General features: G+C 64.6%; 16 protein-coding genes. 10 read left to right on the plus strand and 6 right to left on the minus strand.

All coding sequences use genetic code 11. From position 1 onward, the window contains the following. Positions 1-82: 82 nt before the first annotated feature. Together ABZX86_RS28745 and ABZX86_RS28750 are read left to right on the plus strand one after the other, a co-directional pair. Positions 83-490: a YciI family protein gene (locus ABZX86_RS28745; RefSeq protein WP_355127786.1), complete on the plus strand. Its 408-nt coding sequence runs from the start codon at positions 83-85 to the stop codon at positions 488-490. 26 nt (positions 491-516) lie between these two features. Then, positions 517-1,662 (plus strand): sigma-70 family RNA polymerase sigma factor, encoded by a 1,146-nt coding sequence (locus tag ABZX86_RS28750; RefSeq protein WP_355128290.1) that lies wholly within the window; start codon positions 517-519, stop codon positions 1,660-1,662. A 76-nt stretch (positions 1,663-1,738) separates the two neighbouring features. Here the strand turns inward: ABZX86_RS28750 and ABZX86_RS28755 are convergent, their stop codons facing one another. The 3 genes from ABZX86_RS28755 to ABZX86_RS28765 are packed head-to-tail and all read right to left on the minus strand — an operon-like array spanning position 1,739 to position 3,331. Continuing rightward, a complete protein-coding gene (locus ABZX86_RS28755) occupies positions 1,739-2,581 on the minus strand; it encodes a helix-turn-helix transcriptional regulator (RefSeq protein WP_355127787.1) in 843 nt (280 codons plus the stop codon). Beyond that, positions 2,578-3,108 carry a DUF6879 family protein gene (locus ABZX86_RS28760; RefSeq protein ID WP_355127788.1) on the minus strand — a complete coding sequence of 177 codons (531 nt, stop codon included), beginning with the start codon at positions 3,106-3,108 and terminating at the stop codon, positions 2,578-2,580. The genes ABZX86_RS28755 and ABZX86_RS28760 overlap by 4 nt, the downstream gene beginning before the upstream one ends. Then, positions 3,095-3,331, minus strand: coding sequence for a hypothetical protein (locus ABZX86_RS28765; protein WP_355127789.1), 237 nt, complete (start codon positions 3,329-3,331; stop codon positions 3,095-3,097). Before ABZX86_RS28765 ends, ABZX86_RS28760 begins: the two co-directional genes overlap by 14 nt. 808 nt (positions 3,332-4,139) lie before the next feature. Here ABZX86_RS28765 and ABZX86_RS28770 point away from each other — a divergent pair. From ABZX86_RS28770 to ABZX86_RS28795, 6 genes are all read left to right on the plus strand, one after another. Continuing rightward, a complete protein-coding gene (locus ABZX86_RS28770; RefSeq protein ID WP_355127790.1) occupies positions 4,140-4,613 on the plus strand; it encodes an NUDIX domain-containing protein in 474 nt (157 codons plus the stop codon). Positions 4,614-4,642: 29 nt separating this feature from the next. Continuing rightward, a complete protein-coding gene (locus tag ABZX86_RS28775) occupies positions 4,643-5,515 on the plus strand; it encodes a helix-turn-helix domain-containing protein (RefSeq protein ID WP_355127791.1) in 873 nt (290 codons plus the stop codon). 7 nt (positions 5,516-5,522) lie between these two features. Continuing rightward, positions 5,523-6,635: a serine hydrolase domain-containing protein gene (locus ABZX86_RS28780; protein ID WP_355127792.1), complete on the plus strand. Its 1,113-nt coding sequence runs from the start codon at positions 5,523-5,525 to the stop codon at positions 6,633-6,635. A 98-nt stretch (positions 6,636-6,733) separates the two neighbouring features. Further along, positions 6,734-7,927, plus strand: coding sequence for an MFS transporter (locus ABZX86_RS28785; RefSeq protein WP_355127793.1), 1,194 nt, complete (start codon positions 6,734-6,736; stop codon positions 7,925-7,927). A 46-nt stretch (positions 7,928-7,973) separates the two neighbouring features. After that, complete coding sequence (locus tag ABZX86_RS28790) at positions 7,974-9,500, plus strand: DNA mismatch repair protein MutS (protein WP_355127794.1); 1,527 nt, start codon at positions 7,974-7,976, stop codon at positions 9,498-9,500. Then, a complete protein-coding gene (locus ABZX86_RS28795; protein ID WP_355127795.1) occupies positions 9,497-10,993 on the plus strand; it encodes a DNA mismatch repair protein in 1,497 nt (498 codons plus the stop codon). The genes ABZX86_RS28790 and ABZX86_RS28795 overlap by 4 nt, the downstream gene beginning before the upstream one ends. 31 nt (positions 10,994-11,024) lie before the next feature. Here the strand turns inward: ABZX86_RS28795 and ABZX86_RS28800 are convergent, their stop codons facing one another. From ABZX86_RS28800 to ABZX86_RS28810, 3 genes are all read right to left on the minus strand, one after another. Beyond that, positions 11,025-11,636, minus strand: coding sequence for a helix-turn-helix domain-containing protein (locus ABZX86_RS28800; protein ID WP_327139237.1), 612 nt, complete (start codon positions 11,634-11,636; stop codon positions 11,025-11,027). After that, a complete protein-coding gene (locus ABZX86_RS28805; protein ID WP_355127796.1) occupies positions 11,637-13,376 on the minus strand; it encodes an amidohydrolase family protein in 1,740 nt (579 codons plus the stop codon). A 131-nt stretch (positions 13,377-13,507) separates the two neighbouring features. Then, positions 13,508-14,842, minus strand: coding sequence for an FAD-binding protein (locus ABZX86_RS28810; RefSeq protein WP_355127797.1), 1,335 nt, complete (start codon positions 14,840-14,842; stop codon positions 13,508-13,510). Between the two features lie 420 nt (positions 14,843-15,262). Here ABZX86_RS28810 and ABZX86_RS28815 point away from each other — a divergent pair, with 420 nt between their 5' ends. Then, positions 15,263-16,291, plus strand: a complete 1,029-nt coding sequence (locus tag ABZX86_RS28815; RefSeq protein ID WP_355127798.1) for a hypothetical protein — start codon at positions 15,263-15,265, stop codon at positions 16,289-16,291. After that, on the plus strand, positions 16,288-17,325 hold the full coding sequence (locus tag ABZX86_RS28820; RefSeq protein ID WP_355127799.1) for a hypothetical protein: 1,038 nt from the start codon (positions 16,288-16,290) through the stop codon (positions 17,323-17,325). Before ABZX86_RS28815 ends, ABZX86_RS28820 begins: the two co-directional genes overlap by 4 nt. Position 17,326 lies beyond the last annotated feature (1 nt).

The following is a 17,326-nucleotide window of genomic DNA, read 5'->3' on the forward strand; positions in this document are numbered from 1 at the left end:
GACGGGATGTCGAGATCCCGGACCCGGCTCCGTCCCCGAGGTGAAGCGGCCGCAATGGGCTGTACCGCATCAAGGAGAAATAATGGCTAAGTACTTGCTGCTCAAGCACTACCGTGGCGCGCCCGCGGCAATCAACGATGTGCCGATGGACCAGTGGACTCCGGAGGAGATCTCGGCCCACGTGCAGTACATGAACGACTTCGCCGCCCGGCTCGAGGACACCGGCGAGTACGTCGACAGTCAGGCGCTCTCTCCGGAGGGGACGTTCGTCCGCTTCGACGGCGAGGGCCGGCCGCCGGTCACCGACGGACCGTTCGCCGAGACCAAGGACGTGATCGCCGGGTGGATGGTGATCGACGTCGATACGTACGCGCGGGCGCTCGAGCTGGCCGGTGAATTGTCGGCGGCTCCGGGCGCGGGCGGGAAGCCGATTCACGAATGGCTCGAATTGCGCCCGTTCCTGGGCCACGCACCGACGATCACCGAGTGACCGGACCGGCCGGGGCAGATCAGGTGCTGGATGAGTTGCTGCTGCGGGAGCTGACTCCCGCGGTGATCGGCGTCCTCGTGCGTCGCGGAGTCGACTTCGCGACGGCCGAAGACGCTGTGCAGGAAGCACTCATCCAGGCCGCGCTGTCCTGGCCGGACCAGCAGCCCGCTGATCCGAAGGGCTGGCTGGTCACCGTCGCCTGGCGCAAGTTCCTCGATGCCCACCGCTCCGAAGCCGCGCGTCGCGACCGGGAACAGCGGGTCGAGGCCGAACCAGCTCCCGGCCCGACCGAAGCAGCGGACGACACACTCCAGCTGTATTTTCTCTGCGCGCATCCTTCACTGACACCGGCTTCCGCCGTCGCGCTGACGCTACGCGCGGTAGGCGGTCTGACCACAAGGCAGATCGCGCAGGCTTACCTCGTGCCGGAAACGACTATGGCGCAACGCATCAGCCGAGCCAAGCGAACCGTCTCAGGCATCCGCTTCGACCAGCCCGGCGATGTCGGCACCGTACTGCGCGTGCTCTACCTCGTCTTCAACGAGGGCTACTCCGGTGACGTCGACCTTGCCGTAGAGGCAATCCGCCTCACTCGCCAACTGGCTGTCAAAACCAAGCATGAGGAGGTCGCAGGCCTACTCGCACTGATGCTGCTCCACCACGCCCGCCGCCCCGCGCGAACCCGCCCCGACGGCAGCCTCGTCCCCCTGGCCGAACAGGATCGCACCCGGTGGAACACCCGCCTGATCGCCGAGGGCGTCGACATCCTCCAAACAGCGCTGGCCCGAGACAGATTGGGCGAATTCCAGGCCCAAGCCGCCATAGCCGCCCTCCACGCCGACGCCCGAACAGCCGACGAAACCGACTGGGTACAAATAGTCGAGTGGTACGACGAACTCCTGCACCTGACCGACAACCCCGTAGCCCACCTCAACCGCGCCGTAGCAGTAGGCGAAGCCGACGGCCCCCAAGCCGGCCTGGCCGCCCTGACCCCCCTCGACCCCACCCTCCCCCGCTACACCGCCGTCGCCGCCTACCTCCACGAACGAGCCGGCGACCCAGCAACCGCCGCAACCCTTTACACCGAAGCCGCCCACGCAGCCCCCAACCTCCCCGAACGCGACCACCTCACCCGCCAAGCCGCCCGCCTCAAAGCCCAGCTCCGCGGCTGAGCAGTCATCGAACGGAGGTATCCGCTCAGCCAGAATGCGGGGTACGGACGGCAAACCACCTATGGAGTGCAGTGGATCAGCGACGCTGCGCTATCGCTTTTTGAATCAGACCGCGGGCGGCCTCGCCGTAGCTGGTCTGTGTACGGAGCAGATCGAACAGCTTGCCGTACAGCGCGATCTCTCGCGGCTGGGTGATTGTCAGTTCGGCGGTGACTGTCTCGACAATCACCAGCTTGTTGTCGTACATGACGAAGCTGTTCGTTGCCGGCCCTTCGTAGATGGCCGCGCTGGGCAGGATTCCCAATTGCACGCGAGGCAAGGCCATGGCCGTCAGAAGTCGATCGAGTTGTTCGACCATCACCGAGTCTTGTCCCGCAGTCGTGTGGAGCACCTGCTCGGCAATCACGAACGAGAAGCGGCGGGTTCCGCGGTACAGCACCTGCTGGCGTTCGATCCGCGCCGTCACACCCTCGTCGATGTCATTGGGGATGTCGTAGAAGCGGATGATTCTGCCGAGAATCCATTCGATGTAGTCCGGCGTCTGCAAGAGGCCAGGAATGATCATGGGCTCGAACCATCGCATGATCTGGGTTTGGCCTTCGATGTGCGAGAGCATCCGCTGGCGCCGACGTGTGCCGGTTCCGAGGACCCTGCGAAACTCCATGTACGCAGCCTGGATGTTCCGCAGCGAGGCGATAAGGTCCGGGAATTCGTCGAGGCTGCCGGTTAGCGTGCACCAGGTCCGAAGGTCCGCCTCTGACGGAGTTTGCTTGCCGTACTCGATTTTACTGGTTTTCGACTCGTGCCAGCCGGCCGAATCCGCCAGCTTGCGCCCGGTGAGTCCGGCGTCACGGCGAAGCTCCCGGAGACGTGCCCCGAGAGCTTCCCGTTGTTCATGCGCGGCACCGCTGTGGGTCACTGCGCCCCCGACTCACGGAAGTCGAGATAGGGGACGGCCAAACGCCAGGCGTAATCTCGAATTCCCTGGCAATAGGCCACAATTCGGGGGTCGCTCGTGACGGCCCCTCCCACCCAATTGCCGGCCGGATCGAACGTGGTGAAGGATACGATCGCATCGTCCAACAGCCACCAGTCATCTGTACCGAGCTGGAGGCGGTCGGCCAGATGCCTTGGCAGGTATCGGATCTCCTCCCCTGCGTCGACATTGTGCCGGGTGATCTCCAGCATCCACCGTTGGTAATCAGTGAGAGGGACTGTGACGACCCGAGCCCGGCGCATCGTTGCGCCGCGAGAAGAGATCTCTCGCACCAGGCTCAGCCAGTCCTGGAACCAGGCGTAATCGTCCTCGGTGCCTCCGGCCAGCCAGTTCCGATACGGCCGATCACCTCCAGGTGACTCGTAGTCGTCCAGCAACTCGAGGTGAAACGCCTCGCTCTTGCTGCTGCGAATCAGATTGTTGACTTCTTCAATGTCAAGCTGCTGCACCGAAATACGTCCTCTTGCGGCGTGGAACCACGATCGCGGTTTCATTCTCCTCGAGCTTCAGCACCGCGAGCGTCTCCCCATCGGTGACTTGCTGACCACTCAGGGTGAACGTTCCTCGCCCTGTATCTGTGAGCGGCACACCGATGAACAGGTCGTGTTCAGCGAATCCCAGTAGCACATGTGGGATTTCGACCGTGGCTCCGGAATCGGTCAGCCAGCCCACGATCAAGAACGTATCGATGTCGGTTTCGTACAGGGCCGGACACCCGCCGGACGGCGACCCACTCCGACCCAGGAAACGTAACGACTCCACCATGATCAGTCCTAATCTTGTCGGCGAATATGCGTGGGCTACCTGCCCACTGGTTCCATGGTCGCGCGCATGCGGCGGCTCCGGGCCAGAACAGAGCTCAGTTCGCAAGCTCGAGCAAGTTCCTGGATCCCAGCCTCACCGGCCTCATAACGTCAGGGCGAGCGCTCGGGGCGTTGTCCTGGCCTCCACCAAGACAGGGGATACAGATGCCGCTCACTGAGCCGCAGGCAAAAGTGCTTGCCGCACTGGCAACGCTGGATCCGACGCAGACACTGACCATCCAACAGCTGTGCAACCAGGCGGGTTTCAAGGAAGGCTGCACCAGGGCGGCGGTGAACGCGCTCGCTGGTGCAGGACTTGCTCACGGCACCCAGACAAGTCCCGCCCGATGGAGGATCACCAATCGAGGACGAACGCTCCTGCAGGCACCGCCCTACCGCGAATTTCGACAACCAGGGCGGCCGCCGGCCGGGACCGATTCGTATGAATGTCGATGACGTACTTGCACTCTTCGGCGAGGAACAACCTGCCGGATGGCTGCAATACCACGACGGGTCGTGGGCCCCGGTCTGGCCAGACGGCATAGTGGGCGAGCCGTTCACAATCGCCGATCTACTCCCGGTAGTCCACGACCCCGGCTCCGCCGCAATCGATTCCTGTGCCGGGCAGGTCGGGCAGATATTGGATACAACGGCTCCCTGCATTCAAGGAGATAGTGATGAGCGGACGGCGTGACTATTACCGAGATCCCAATGCGCCCAAGGCAAACAGTCTTGTTCCCGGTGGATCTGCGCTGGTTGTCGATGATCAGGGGGCGATTCTTCTGCAGCGGCGGAGGGATTCGGGGAACTGGTCGTTGCCGGGGGGAATTATGGAGATCGGGGAGACGCTCGAGGAGTGTGTGGTGCGGGAGACCAAGGAGGAGTCGGGGCTGGATATCGAGATCACCGGGCTGCTCGGGATTTACACCGATCCGGAGCATGTCATCGCGTACGCCGATGGTGAGATTCGGCAGGAGTTCAGTGTCACGTTTTACGGGCGGGTCCGTGGGGGCCAGGTCGCGGTGAGTGATGAGTCGACCGAGGTTCGGTTCGTGGGGCTGGATGAGGTTGCAGACCTTCCGGTTCATGACACTGTGCGGCTGCGGCTGCGACATCACGCCGAGCAGCGGGCGCAGCCCTATCTGGGCTGAAACCGCTCGCATGTCCGTAGCCTGGACGGGTGGGAGCTGTGGACTTCGGCCGCGAGACTGATGCGGGTTGGGATTTCGCCGTCGGGGCCGGTATCGAGCCGGTGGGTGCCGCGATGATCGGTTACCGCGACGTGGGTGGTGGTGGGCTGGACCTTCGGATTGCGGGGACTGCGGCGGTGACCGTGGTGATCGGGTTCGGGGATCAGGAGGTGGTCGTCGACGATGCTGTGGGGCGGCGGGAACTCGGCGGGTTCGTTGTCGGGCTTCCCATCGAGGCTATGCGGGTACGTTGCCGGCGGGCTGAGTGCGTAGAGGTGCGGTTGTCGCCGGTACAGGCGTATTCGCTGTTGGGCGTTTCCCCGGCGGATCTGGGGCGGGGCGTTGTCGATCTGGAGGATCTGTGGGGGTCGCGAGCTCTGCGGTTGCGTGAGCAACTGGCGGACAGCCGGACCTGGGACGAGCGGTTCGCATTGACGAAAACGTTTCTGGCGCAGTGTGAGCGGCCGTTGCGGACACCTGATCCGGAGGTGCTCGCCGGGTGGAATCGCATAGTCGCGTCCCGTGGTCAGGTGAGAATCGGCGAGCTCGCCGAATCGCTCGGATGGAGCTATAAGCGGCTGGGGGCGCGGTTCGAGGCGCAGATCGGGCTGGCGCCCAAGCGGGCGGCGATGCTGGTTCGATTCCGGCATGCGGTCGACGGCCTGCTGGCGGGGCGGCCTATTGCCGACGTCGCGGTGGACAGCGGGTATACCGATCAGGCGCATCTGTCCCGGGATGTTTCGATCTTCACGGATCACACGCCGGGGGCGCTGCCGGAGCTGTACCTCCCCGCCATTTCACGGCAACGGCACCGTGCCTGGGGAGAATTTTTCCAATACCGCGCGGGGTCTCTCTCTCGATAGTGGTCTCATGACCACCACCCTTGATCCCGAGAAACTACAAGCCGCCCTGGATGCCGTCCATCACGCGGGTATGCCCGGAATTTTTGCCGAGGTGCGAGACGACGGTGAAATCTGGCGCAGCGCAGCCGGATTCGCCGATATCGCCACCCGCCGGCCTGTCACAGCCGATATGCGGCACCGCGTCGGCAGCATCAGCAAGACCTTCGCCGCCGCCGCTGTGCTGCAGCAGGTCGAGAATGACGAGATAGCCCTCGACACACCGATAGGCCACTACCTGCCGCGGCTGGTTCCCGGAGAACGAGGTGCGGCGATCACGGTCCGGATGTTGCTCAACCACACCAGCGGACTCGCCGACTACCTTCCGCAGGCCTTCCCGTCCCTCGCGGCATCCCCTCCCCTCCCGGAAACGACACCGAAAAGCTTCGACGACAACCGGTTCAGAAAATTTCCTCCGACCGAGCTGATCGAGATGGGGGTCTCGGCGCCTGCCACCAGGGCACCGGGTGAAACGCCGGGAGTGTACTCGAACACCAATTACCTGCTCCTGTGCCAACTTCTGGAGTTGGTGAGCGGCGCCTCAGCGGAGAAATACATCACCCGCAACGTCATCGAGCACGCCGGCCTGCGTGGCACCGAGCTCCCCACCGGACCTCATATCAACGGACCCCACTCACACCACTACGAGGCGTGGTTCGGCATGATCGACCCGCCGCATGACTACAGCGTCTACGACATGTCGTGGGTGGGGCCCGCGGCTTCACTGATATCGACCGTCACAGACCTCAACCGCTTCTTCGGCCTGCTGCTGGACGGCGAAATCATCAGCCGGTCGTCGCTGACGCAGATGCAGCGCACCGTTCCGGTCATCTCCTTCGAGGGCAAGACCATCGACTACGGCCTCGGCCTGCACAAGCGGACGGTGCCCGGTCACGGCATCCACTGGGGCCATGACGGCTCCGTCTGGGGCGGCGGAGCACTGTCGATGACCAGCGCCGACGGCATTCGGCAATTGTCCCTCGCGGTGAACCTGCAGCGCTGGAACCGATTCGGCTCCCTACCGCAGCCGCATCCCATCGACGAGGCGCTCGAGGCATTCACCCAGCTCGCGCTGTCGCGATGAGCGTCATCGATCTCGCGGATGAGTCGTATCGAGTTGCATTTTGAAACTAATACCCTCTAGGTTTGATTAGTTGCATTTTGCTACTTTCCGGAGGCGTCATGGCAGGAGTTACGCGACCGCAGCGGTTGGTGCTGGCGTTGGTGTGTGCCGTAGCGGTGTCCACGATCTATGCGATTCAGCCTGTGCTGGAGGCCGCAAGGGCCGACCTGGGCTCGTCGCCGGAGTCGGCGGGGCGACTGGTAGCGGCAGGACAGGTGGGGTACTTCGCGGGGCTGATTTTGCTTGTGCCGCTTGGTGATTTGCTCGATCGGCGACGCCTCATCGGCGGGATGCTGGCCCTCGCCGGAGTGGGTGCTGCGATTACGGCGGTCGCGCCGAATGGGGTTGTCGCAATGGTGGGGCTCGCGGTTGCCGGGGTGTTCGCGGTGGTTGTGCAGGTGGCGGTGGCCTATGTCGCGGCCATGTCGCCAGAGGGAGAACGTGGACGCAATATCGGCGCTGTCACCTCGGGCGTGGTGTTGGGAATCCTCGGTGTTCGCGTTGTCGCTGGAGTGCTGGGCGACACGGTGGGGTGGCGGGCTATTTATGTCCTGCTGGCGGTGTTGTGCGGGGCGCTCGCTCTCATTACTCAGGTCGGGCTGCGTCCGGATGCCAGAACGTCCAGAGATCAGTACGGACGGGCGCTGAGGTCGATGGGACGACTGGTGTCCACGGATCGAATGTTCCTGAGCCGGGGGCTGATTGCCTTCTTTCTCTTCGCATCCTTCGGAACCCTCTGGAGCGGACTTGCGCTACCGCTGAGCGCCGAACCCTGGTCGTTCGGGACGACCGCGATCGGGCTCTTCGGAGTGGCCGGGCTCGCGGGAACCCTCGGCGCCGCCCGGGCGGGCCGATGGGCCGACGGCGGCCACGCTCAGACGATCAGCGGTTGGTCGCTGCTGGTGCTCGCCACTTCCTGGCTGCTCATCGTGTGGACCGGGCCGACCCTGGCACTGCTCATCGCCGGAATCGTTGTACTCGATTTCGCCGTTCAAGCCGTGCATGTGAGCAGCCAGCATCTGCTGACCACTGCGCACCCCGAGAATGCGAGCAGCGTCATCGGCGCCTACATGGCCTTCTACTCGCTCGGGTCGGCGCTCGGCGCGGTCACGACCACCTGGGCGTACAGCCTGTGGGGGTGGTGGGCTTCCTGCGTCTTCGGTGGTTTCTACGCCCTGTGCGGGCTACTCGTGTGGGCACTGACCCGGGTCCGGGACAGCTCGCTCCACTACGATAGCTTGACGACCGGCTAGGTATCTCCCTAATCTGCAAGAGAGGCACAGGCTTACGGAGGTGGGGATGCGGGCAGGCAGTGTTCTGTGGCCGGAGCGGTCGGCGAGGGTCGCGGAGGTGATCGTCGATGCCGACACCCTGACCGACCTCAATATCGATCAGGTGATCGCCGCGGTGCTCCGGGATGGGGACGAATACGAACTCGAGTCGTTCTTTCGGCGGCCGGTTCGTGATCGGGAGACGGTGCGCTACCGCCAGGAAGTGTTCGGCGACTTGGGAAATGACGCGGTACGCGCCGTATTCGTGGAGTTCGCCGGAGGAATGCGGCGCGTGCGGCGACGGCTGGCGGGGGCGGCGCGGCTGACGCATCCACTTCAGAAACAGCGCTGGCTGCTCGACGCGGCCGCGGACTACATCATGGCGATCACGCGGATAGCCGATGCGATGACCGTGCTGCCGTTATCGTCAGGAGCGTTGGCGCAGTGGCGCAATTTCGTCGAGTTCTACACCGGGGGCGCTGATTTCGGTCGTCTGGTGAACGGCGTGCGAGACGTACAGCAGGTATTTGCCACTGTTCGCTACAGCATCCGGATCGTCGACAACACCATCGAAGTCGGCGCCGACACCGGCGAACAGAACTACAGCGCAACGATCGCGGATCTGTTCGCGCGCTTCGGATCCGGCGCTCCTCCCCCGCTGCCGCAGGAACCGGAATGGGCCGATATGAATCAGATGGAGGAGCAGATCCTCGATCGGGTTGTCGCCCTGTATCCGGACGCTTTCGGGCGGCTGGCCGAGTTCTCGGAACGGCACGAGCATTTCATCGAATCAGCGGTGGCGACGTTCGACCGGGAGATTCACTTCTATCTGCTGTACCTCGACTTCGCCCGGAGCGTCACCGGCGACGGCCGGACGATGTGCCTGCCGCAGCTGGTGGTTCCGCCCGATGATATTCGCGCCGTACAGGCCTTCGACTTGGCGCTCGCTGGTCGGCGGCGAACGGAACAACCTTTGGTGTGCAACGATTTCGAACTGTCGGGCACGGAGCGGGTACTGGTGGTGACGGGTCCGAATCAGGGCGGGAAAACCACATTCGCGCGCATGTTCGGGCAACTCGTTTACCTCGCCGCCCTCGGTTGCCCGGTTCCGGCCCGCTCGGCCCGGCTCGCACTACCGGATCGAATCTGCTCGCATTTCGAACGCGCGGAACAGGCCACCGATTCCGACGGCCGCCTGCTGGCCGAACTCGAGCGAATGCGCGACACACTCGACCAGGCCACGCCCGACAGTGTGATCATTTTGAACGAAAGCTTCAGCTCGACAAGCACTGTCGACGGCGTGCAGATCGGCTTCGAAGTCCTCGATCAGATTATCGCGCGCGGGTCGATTGCCGTATGGGTGACCTTCTTCGACGAACTCGCCCACGCGGGACCGGCCACGGTCAGCATGGTTGCCGCCACCGACTCGGATGACCCCTCGCAGCGCACGTTTCGGATCGTACGCAGACCGGCCGACGGTAATGCCCACGCGGTGGTGCTCGCCGAGCGATACGGCCTGACGTACGACCTCGTCACAGCAAGGATCGCGCAATGAGAGTCAGCCTGCTTTATCCGGCCGGCGGGGTTCGCAGCAGCGCCGTCAACGGTGATCGCGCATTCGGTGATCTGGGAATGGAATCGCTGTATGCCGCAATGGCAGCCGAGGACGAGATCGTGCTGCATTCGGTCCGGGCAATCCTGCCCGCGACGGTTATCGATCCCGAGGTGATTCGCCACCGGCAAGCCGTGCTGACCGACTGCTGCGCCCATCCGGCAGTCATTCGCGAACTCTTCGAAATCTCCGTCGAGCCCACCCGGATCCAGCGCTGGCCGGTCGGCGGCGGTCGCCGATCAGGCGGCAAACTCATGCTCGCGCTGCAGCCGTTCACCGATCTCATTGCCTGCGTGCGGCGGCTGCGCACACTGTGTGAGCGGCACGCGTCGCTGTTCAACTCGGCTGGCCTCACCGACCTATTGGCGACGGTGACGGAGCAGTTCGACGATGCCTATCTCGACGCCGTCGAAGCACGGCTGGACACAATGTATTTCGAGCACGGCGTACATCTCAGCGCAGGGCTCGGGACCGGCAATAAGATCACAAATATCGTGCTGCACGAGCCGATTCGCCCGCGGCGCGGCCGCTTCGGACTCGACCGGCGTTCCAGCCGGGCTTTCCAGCCCATCGAAGACCCCGAAGCCAGGTCCAATCCCGGCCTGAACCCCGTCAAGCAGCTGAAAGACCGCGCGCTCACCGAGATCGCGGAGGTCGTGAGTTATGCCGCCGACCACGTGCACGATTTCTTCCAGCGGCTGCGCACCGAACTGGGCTTCTACATCGGCTGTCTCAACCTGCGCGATCGATTGACAGAGGCGGGACTGCCGACCTGCCTTCCGATCATTCACCCGGCCGGTACCCCAGCACTTCGTTGCATCGGACTACGCGACGTCACTTTGTCCTTGACCGCCGATCGAGCGGTGATCGGCAACAATGTGGCAGCCGACGCACGCTCGCTCATTGTCGTGACCGGCGCGAACAACGGCGGCAAGTCCACCTTCCTGCGCAGTCTCGGCGCCGCGCAATTGATGATGCAGGCCGGCATGTTCGTCATTGCCGACAGCTTCGAATCCGATATTCGCGACGGCGTTTTCACCCATTTCGTCACCGACGAAGACCGCACCATGGCACACGGCAAACTTGTCGACGAGCTGATCCGGATGAGCGCCATCGTCGACCGGATCGGCCCGAACTCCCTGCTGCTGTGCAATGAATCGTTCGCCTCGACCAGCGAGCGAGACGCCTCCCGCATCGCTGCCCCGCTCATCGGAGCCATGGTCGACGCCGGCGTGAAGATTGTCTTCGTCACCCATCTGTACGAGTTCGCACACCAGCGTTACCGAGCCGCCCACTCGACCGACCTTTTCCTGCGCGCCGGACGTCTGCCCGATGGCAGCCGCACCTTCCACATCACACCGGGGACACCGGAACCGGGCAGTCACGCCGACGAGATCTTCCGGCGGGTATTCGATAGCGCACGGACCGCAGGCTGATCGAACCCGCTGCGCGACAGCTGAATCCGGCTCAGTTCCGGCGGACGCTCGTCAACTGGCGGAAGGCATCGGCAATCTGATCGATTCGGGCTTCCTCGAGATCTGGCCGAGGGTAGGTGTGCCGGAAGATCGCTTCGCCGTCGAACATGTGCAGCAGCGAGGTGGTGACCAGCCGGGCCACCTCCGGCGAGACATCGGGGCTCAGGGTGGCCACCGCGACCTCCTCGACCTCGCTCATGAGGCCGCGCAGGACGGGTTCCAACCGGGTGCGCAATTCCGGTTCGGTCCGGGCGGCGACGAGCAGTTCCAGCCAGACCACATTGGTGGTATCGCGGATCTCGCGGCGAATGAAGTGCATGAGCCCGGTGAGATCGACCGGATGGCTGGTGTTCTCCGGCAGCCGCAGGTCCGCGACCGCGACCATATGCCGGCGGCGAACCTCGTCCGCGGCGGCCACCACCAGATCGGTCCGGGATTCGAAGTGCCGGAAGATGGCGGCCTTGGAAACCCCGGCACGACTGCTGATCTCGCCCAGTGAGGTGTTGTGGTAGCCGATCTCGGCAATGGCCTCGATGGTGGCGTCCACGAGTTTGGTGATGGTGGCGGCGCGGCGCTCGGCCTGAGTTCGTCGCGCGGTCGTCAATTAGCCTCCAGCTCGCAGGAATCGCCCGGTCCGGCCGGTGCCCAGGACCTCGGCGGGCACTCCGTCGCCGAAGACGTACCGACCACCGATGAACACGGCCGACACGGCTCTGTCATTGCGATTGACCATACGTGGCAGGTTTCCGTAGGTGGGCACAGGGCATTCGGCGTACGCCTCGAGCGAATCGTCCAGGCCGGACGGATCGACGATGAGCACATCGGCGCGATCGCCTTCGCGCAGGTGACCGGCATCCAGGCCGTACCAGTCGGCGAGTTCACCGGTCAGCCGATGTACCGCCCGCTCCAGCGTGAGGAACGGCGTTCCGGCCTGTTCCGCGCGCTGCACCCGGTACAGGAAGCGCAGGCCGAAGTTGTAGAAGGCCATATTGCGCAGGTGCGCACCGGCATCGGAGAACCCCAGCTGCACCCCCGGATGCGCGCTGAGCTTGTTGAGCATCTCGGGACGATGATTGGAAATCGTGGTGCGCCAGCGCAATTTGGTGCCGTGCTCCACGACGAGGTCCAGGAAGGCGTCGACCGGATGCAGACCACCGCGTGCGACACCTACCTGCCCGAAGGTCTTGCCGAGGACACTCGCATCCGGGCAGTCGACAATCTCCGCGTCGAAGAAATCCCGGTGCCAGACCCGGATCCCGAACTTCGAGTCGTAATCCTTGCGGAATCGCCTGCGGTACGCCTCATCTCGCATGAGCGCATTGCGCTCCACCTGATCGGCCAGGTGTAGTGCGGCCGCGCCGGAACCGAACTCCTCGAAGATGACCAGATCGATGCCGTCGGCATACACCTCGAACGGAATCGGCAGATGCTGCCAGCGGAAGTCGCCGCCCAGCCCGTTCACGACCCGGGTGATCGCGCCCATCAGGTGCACGAGCAGCGGATTCGCCTTGAGGTCGGCGGCCGAGATCAGGGTGGTCTTCAGCTGTCGCCGGAACAGGCCGACGCTGCTGAACGTCATCGCGGCGATACTGCGCGGCGAGGTGACGTCGGGCCCGCCCTGCAGTACGCGCCGGCGCCGCCGCAGAATCGCATTGAGCCGCCGCCGTTCCCGCGCCCGGGCATAGGTCGAGGGCAGCGTCCGGGAGCGGGCTACTTCACCGTCGAGCTTGTCGAACAGCAACTGCTGCGCCGACATCCCCACGAACCCCGCGTCCAGCGCCTCGGTGAGCGCGGCTTCCATCGCCGCCTGCTCGGATGCGGTGGGGCGCACCTGCTTGCGGGTGGCCCGATCCAGGCCCATGAGCGCGGTCCGAATATCCGAATGCCCGATCATCGCACCGAGATTGGGCCCCAGCGGCAGCTCTTCGAGGGCGGCGACATACTCATGTGCCGACTTCCAGGTCTTGCCCTCGACGGCCGCGATCACGTGCTGCCGCGGAATCGCCTCGACCCGGCCGAACAGATCGCCCGCGTCGGTCGCCGAAGCATGCACTGTCGACAGCGAACACGAGCCGAGGATCACCGTCGTAATCCCGTGCCGCACAGACTCGGTCAGTCCTGGCGCCTGCAAAACCTCGATGTCGTAATGGGTGTGCATATCGATCATCCCCGGCATCACCCACTTGCCCGCGGCATCGACAACGTTCGGGCAATCGGTCTCATCGAGCGGCTCGGCGGACACCGCGACAACGCGATCCCCACTCACACCGAGATGGCGGATGGCAGAAGGGGATCCGGCGCCGTCGAACCAGCGGCCGCCCTTGATGATCGTGTCATAGCCCACACTCAACATTGCAACCGATCGGTCACTAACTGTCAAGGATGGATTACCGGGGATGATCGGCGTCGACCGGTCCGAGCAGGCAACGGCACTCACGTGAGTGCCGTTGCCCCTCGAAACCCGTCGGCCGCAGGTCAGTTGACGAGCGCCGTGTAGATCCGGTTGTCGGGGTCGAGTTTGGTGCGGATCGCATCGAGCCGGGTGAAGTTGTCTCCGAAATAGCGGTCGACCGGATCGCCGGGCTCGAGGTAGTTGACATAGGCGCCGGAGGTGGCGGATTTGATGAGTTGATGGGCTTCCAGCACCCAGGCTCGTGCTATGTCCGTCGGTGTCGGTTCGTAGCAACCCCACTCCACCATCGCGGCGTGATTGCGCCACGGGAACGCCGCGTCGGCGGGCGTGGTGTCACGGATCGCACCGTCGAGCGTATTGATCTGCACCCACCCGGTATTGCCGTCCCGGGAGAACATGGTGATCGCCTCGATGATCGTCGCGATCACGTCGGAGGACAGCTCCTTGACGATGTCGGAACCGTTGTTGAAGCTCGCGCGCGGTTCGGTATTGCTGCCGCCGGCGAGATAGGTGACCGCCTCCATGTGCGACAGCGTGCGAGCCTCCACCGTCAGTGGCAACATCCGCATCGCGCTCGCCAGCGCCGCACCGGCAAGTGCGCCGGAACCCGCGGGACATACCAGCTGCACCCAGCAGCGCAGCCCGCCCTGACCGTCGGCGTCCACGCTGATATCGGCCCACTGCTCGTGGTCGGCGCCGCGTACCCATTCCGCCCATCCCGCAATGGCATCCGCCGCCCGGTCCCCGGGGAACGTCAGCGCCACAACATCTTTCGAGGTCGCCTCGCAAGTCTTGAAGGTGAAGGACGTGACAATTCCGAGGAAGTGCCCACCACCTCGCAACGCCCAGAACAGATCCGGGCGCGAAGTCGCCGACACCTCGGTGACGGTGCCATCGGGCAGCACCAGCGTCGCCGCGCTGAGCCGGTCACAGGTCATGCCGTAGCGGCGCGATTCGAAGCCCAGGCCACCGCCGAGCGCCAGCCCGGCAATGCCCACCGACGGGCACATCCCGGCCGGAATGGTCTGCCCGTACTGATCGAGCTCCTGGTACACATCACTCAATGTCAGAGCGGGCGCCACCACCGCGGTCCCGTCCTGATAACTGACACCCGTCAAGCCACGCAGATCAACGATCATCACCCCGGTCGCGGAAGACACCCCCGCGTACGAATGCCCACCCGAACGGGCCGCCAGGCGCAACTTGTTCTGCGCCGCGAATGTCACTGCCGCCGCGACATCGTCCGCGGTGGCCACCTGGACGACCGCCGACGGCGTCTCATCGTCGAACCGGGTGTTGAAGATCTGCTTGGCCATCCCATAATCCGCATCGTCGGCCCGCACCACGCGGCCCTCGATGTGGTTCTGCAACTCATCCCAATCCGCTGCGGCGGCCAACTCGGCCGACGACGGTGAAGGGTCGGCATGCGCAGGCAACTCGCTGGCAGATGCCCAACCAGCCACTGCGATCCCGAGTGCTCCCCGCAGAAACATGCTGCGTGAAATGGCGATATCGGTGGTATCTATCGCTCGGCTCCTATCCCTCATCTGGTACGACCTCCCCACGTTACTGGTTGGTGCAGTACAAGATCGGTCGTTCCGTCAGGCCGCTGACGCACGACCACAACGGATCTCGTACTCACCAATAGTCGCCCCGCGATCGTGCCGCACACACTTCTCACAGCCAATTAACAGGGGTTTACCGGATTCCGTTCACCGTGACTTCAAGGGGTTACTTTTCGGCCGACTCGAGTTGCTATGTGTGTGCTGTCCGATCACTTGGAGTACATCAGCACCGAATCAATCGAGGGACAAGTTATGGCACGGAATTCGTATCGGTTTGCTGCGGGCCTGGCCGCGCTCGGGCTCGCCGCCCTGGCCGCGCCGGTCGCGCATGCGGAACCCGCGCCGCTCAACGGGCTGTTCGCGCTCTCCTCCGGGGTGTGCGCGAACGGGGTGGTCACCGGGAGCTTCTTCCGGATGATCCTGCCCACCGGCGATGCGAACGGGCCGTATCTGCAGAACAGCGATTCGCGGTGCAGCGATCAAACGGTGACTCCACTGTCCGCGGGCAGTGACGGCGGACTGGTCAGCGGTAGTTATCAGCCACAACCCGCGGCGGCATTCGACGGAGCGGGCAATGCGGTGTCCGGACGGGTCACCACACCGGTGCGGTTCTACGGCGTGGACTTCGCGACGGCCACCAATGCGACCGATCCGCAGACCGGTACGGGCGCGGGCCTGCCGCAGATCTACAGCGACGGCGGGCACCTGTCGGGTGACTTGAGCAGCCTCGGCGTGACGTGGAACAACCAGCTCTTCAATCAGGGCTCCCCGAAGCCCGGCGGCGGGCTGCCGGGCAAGACCAGCCCGATCAGCGGAAGCATCGATGGCGCAGGCAATTTCGTCATCGAGTGGACGAGTCAGATCGTCGGCGGGCCGTTCAACAACTTCACCGGGCTCTGGCATCTGGCGGGGCAGTACCGCGGTGGCGGGCTGCAGGCCGCGCCTGCGGCGGCCCCGATCGCACCGGCCGCGCCACAGGCGGCAGCGCCCGTGCAGGCCGCTGGTCCGGCGCAACCGCCGGTCGCCGCGGCACCTGCACCGGCTGATACCGCGCCCGTCAATGCAAATCCCGCGCCCATCAACGCCGCGCCTGCGCCCGTCAATGCCGCGGCCAGCCCGCGAACTGCACAGGCCGATCCCGCTCCCCTCGCGCAGAGCGTGGAAATTCCACGTAATCAGCGCAATTCGTGGCTGATACCGGTGCTGTTCGTGGTCGCCGTGGTCGGTACCGCCGCGTTCTTCAGCGCCGGACGCCTCGCCAAGATCCGGATCCGGCGATGACCTCCGCACCACCCTCGTCCGCACTGCCCGCCTACAGCGAATTCGTCTCCACCATCGAACGCGCACCCGAGCGGGTGGCAGCCCGCTGGCCGTTCGTCGCGCTGATCGTGCTCGGCGTGCTGCTGGTGGCCGCACCGCTGATCACCGGCATGTTCCCCCGGGCGATCAAGGGCGAGGCCATGATCGACGCCTTCCATCCCTACATCGCCTCGAAAAGCATTCAGGACTATCGAGATGACCTGCATGTCCTCGACGAGGCCCGCACGAACGTCCTCGCGATTCAGGCGAACGGCGGAGAGCCGGGCAAGTTCGAATACGTCGACAAGTTCGTTCAGGACTACCCGCGAATCAACGCCAACCTGACCGGCATGGTCAACAGTATCGACGCCAATCAGGACAACTACCGGAAGCTTTCCAGCACCGCGCCTTTCGGAGCCCTGCCCTGGCTGCTGGCGCTGCCCGGACTGGTGTTGATCGCGGCGGGCGCCTTCGGGCTGCGGGCAGCGCGAAACGGTAGGCGTGGTGTGTTCTGGCACGGAGCGGCGGCCTTGGCCGGAGCGGCCTTGCTCGCGGTACCCCTCACCGGTGGCCTGTTTCAGGCCGCGCCGGCGGCGCAGCCGCTCATCAATAATTTCCGGCCGATTCTCACCCACGACGAAGTCCGCACGGTCCAGGGCTATTTCGTCACCATCGTCGCCGCGGACGGGGAGCTCAACAGCCGCTATGTGAGCGCGTTGAAGACCGCCCGCCCGGACGCCGATCGCACCGGCATCACGGCGCTGGAAGCGCGCTGGCAGCCCATGACGGCTCGGTTCGCGGCGCTGGTCGGTGTGCTGAACGACAATGTCGGCAATTTCGATGCCGTTGTCGCACTCAATGATTCGACGAAGCCGCTGGGCATCACCGCTTTCCGCGGCCTGGGCTGGGGCTTTGTCATACCCGGATTCCTCGCCCTGGCGGTCGCTGCCGCGGGGTTGCGGCCGGCACTGATCGGTTCTCGCCGCGGCGGTTCCAAGGGAGGTACCTCGAAGTGAG

Source organism: Nocardia sp. NPDC006630 (genome assembly GCF_040611495.1).
Classification (GTDB): Bacteria; Actinomycetota; Actinomycetes; order Mycobacteriales; family Mycobacteriaceae; genus Nocardia.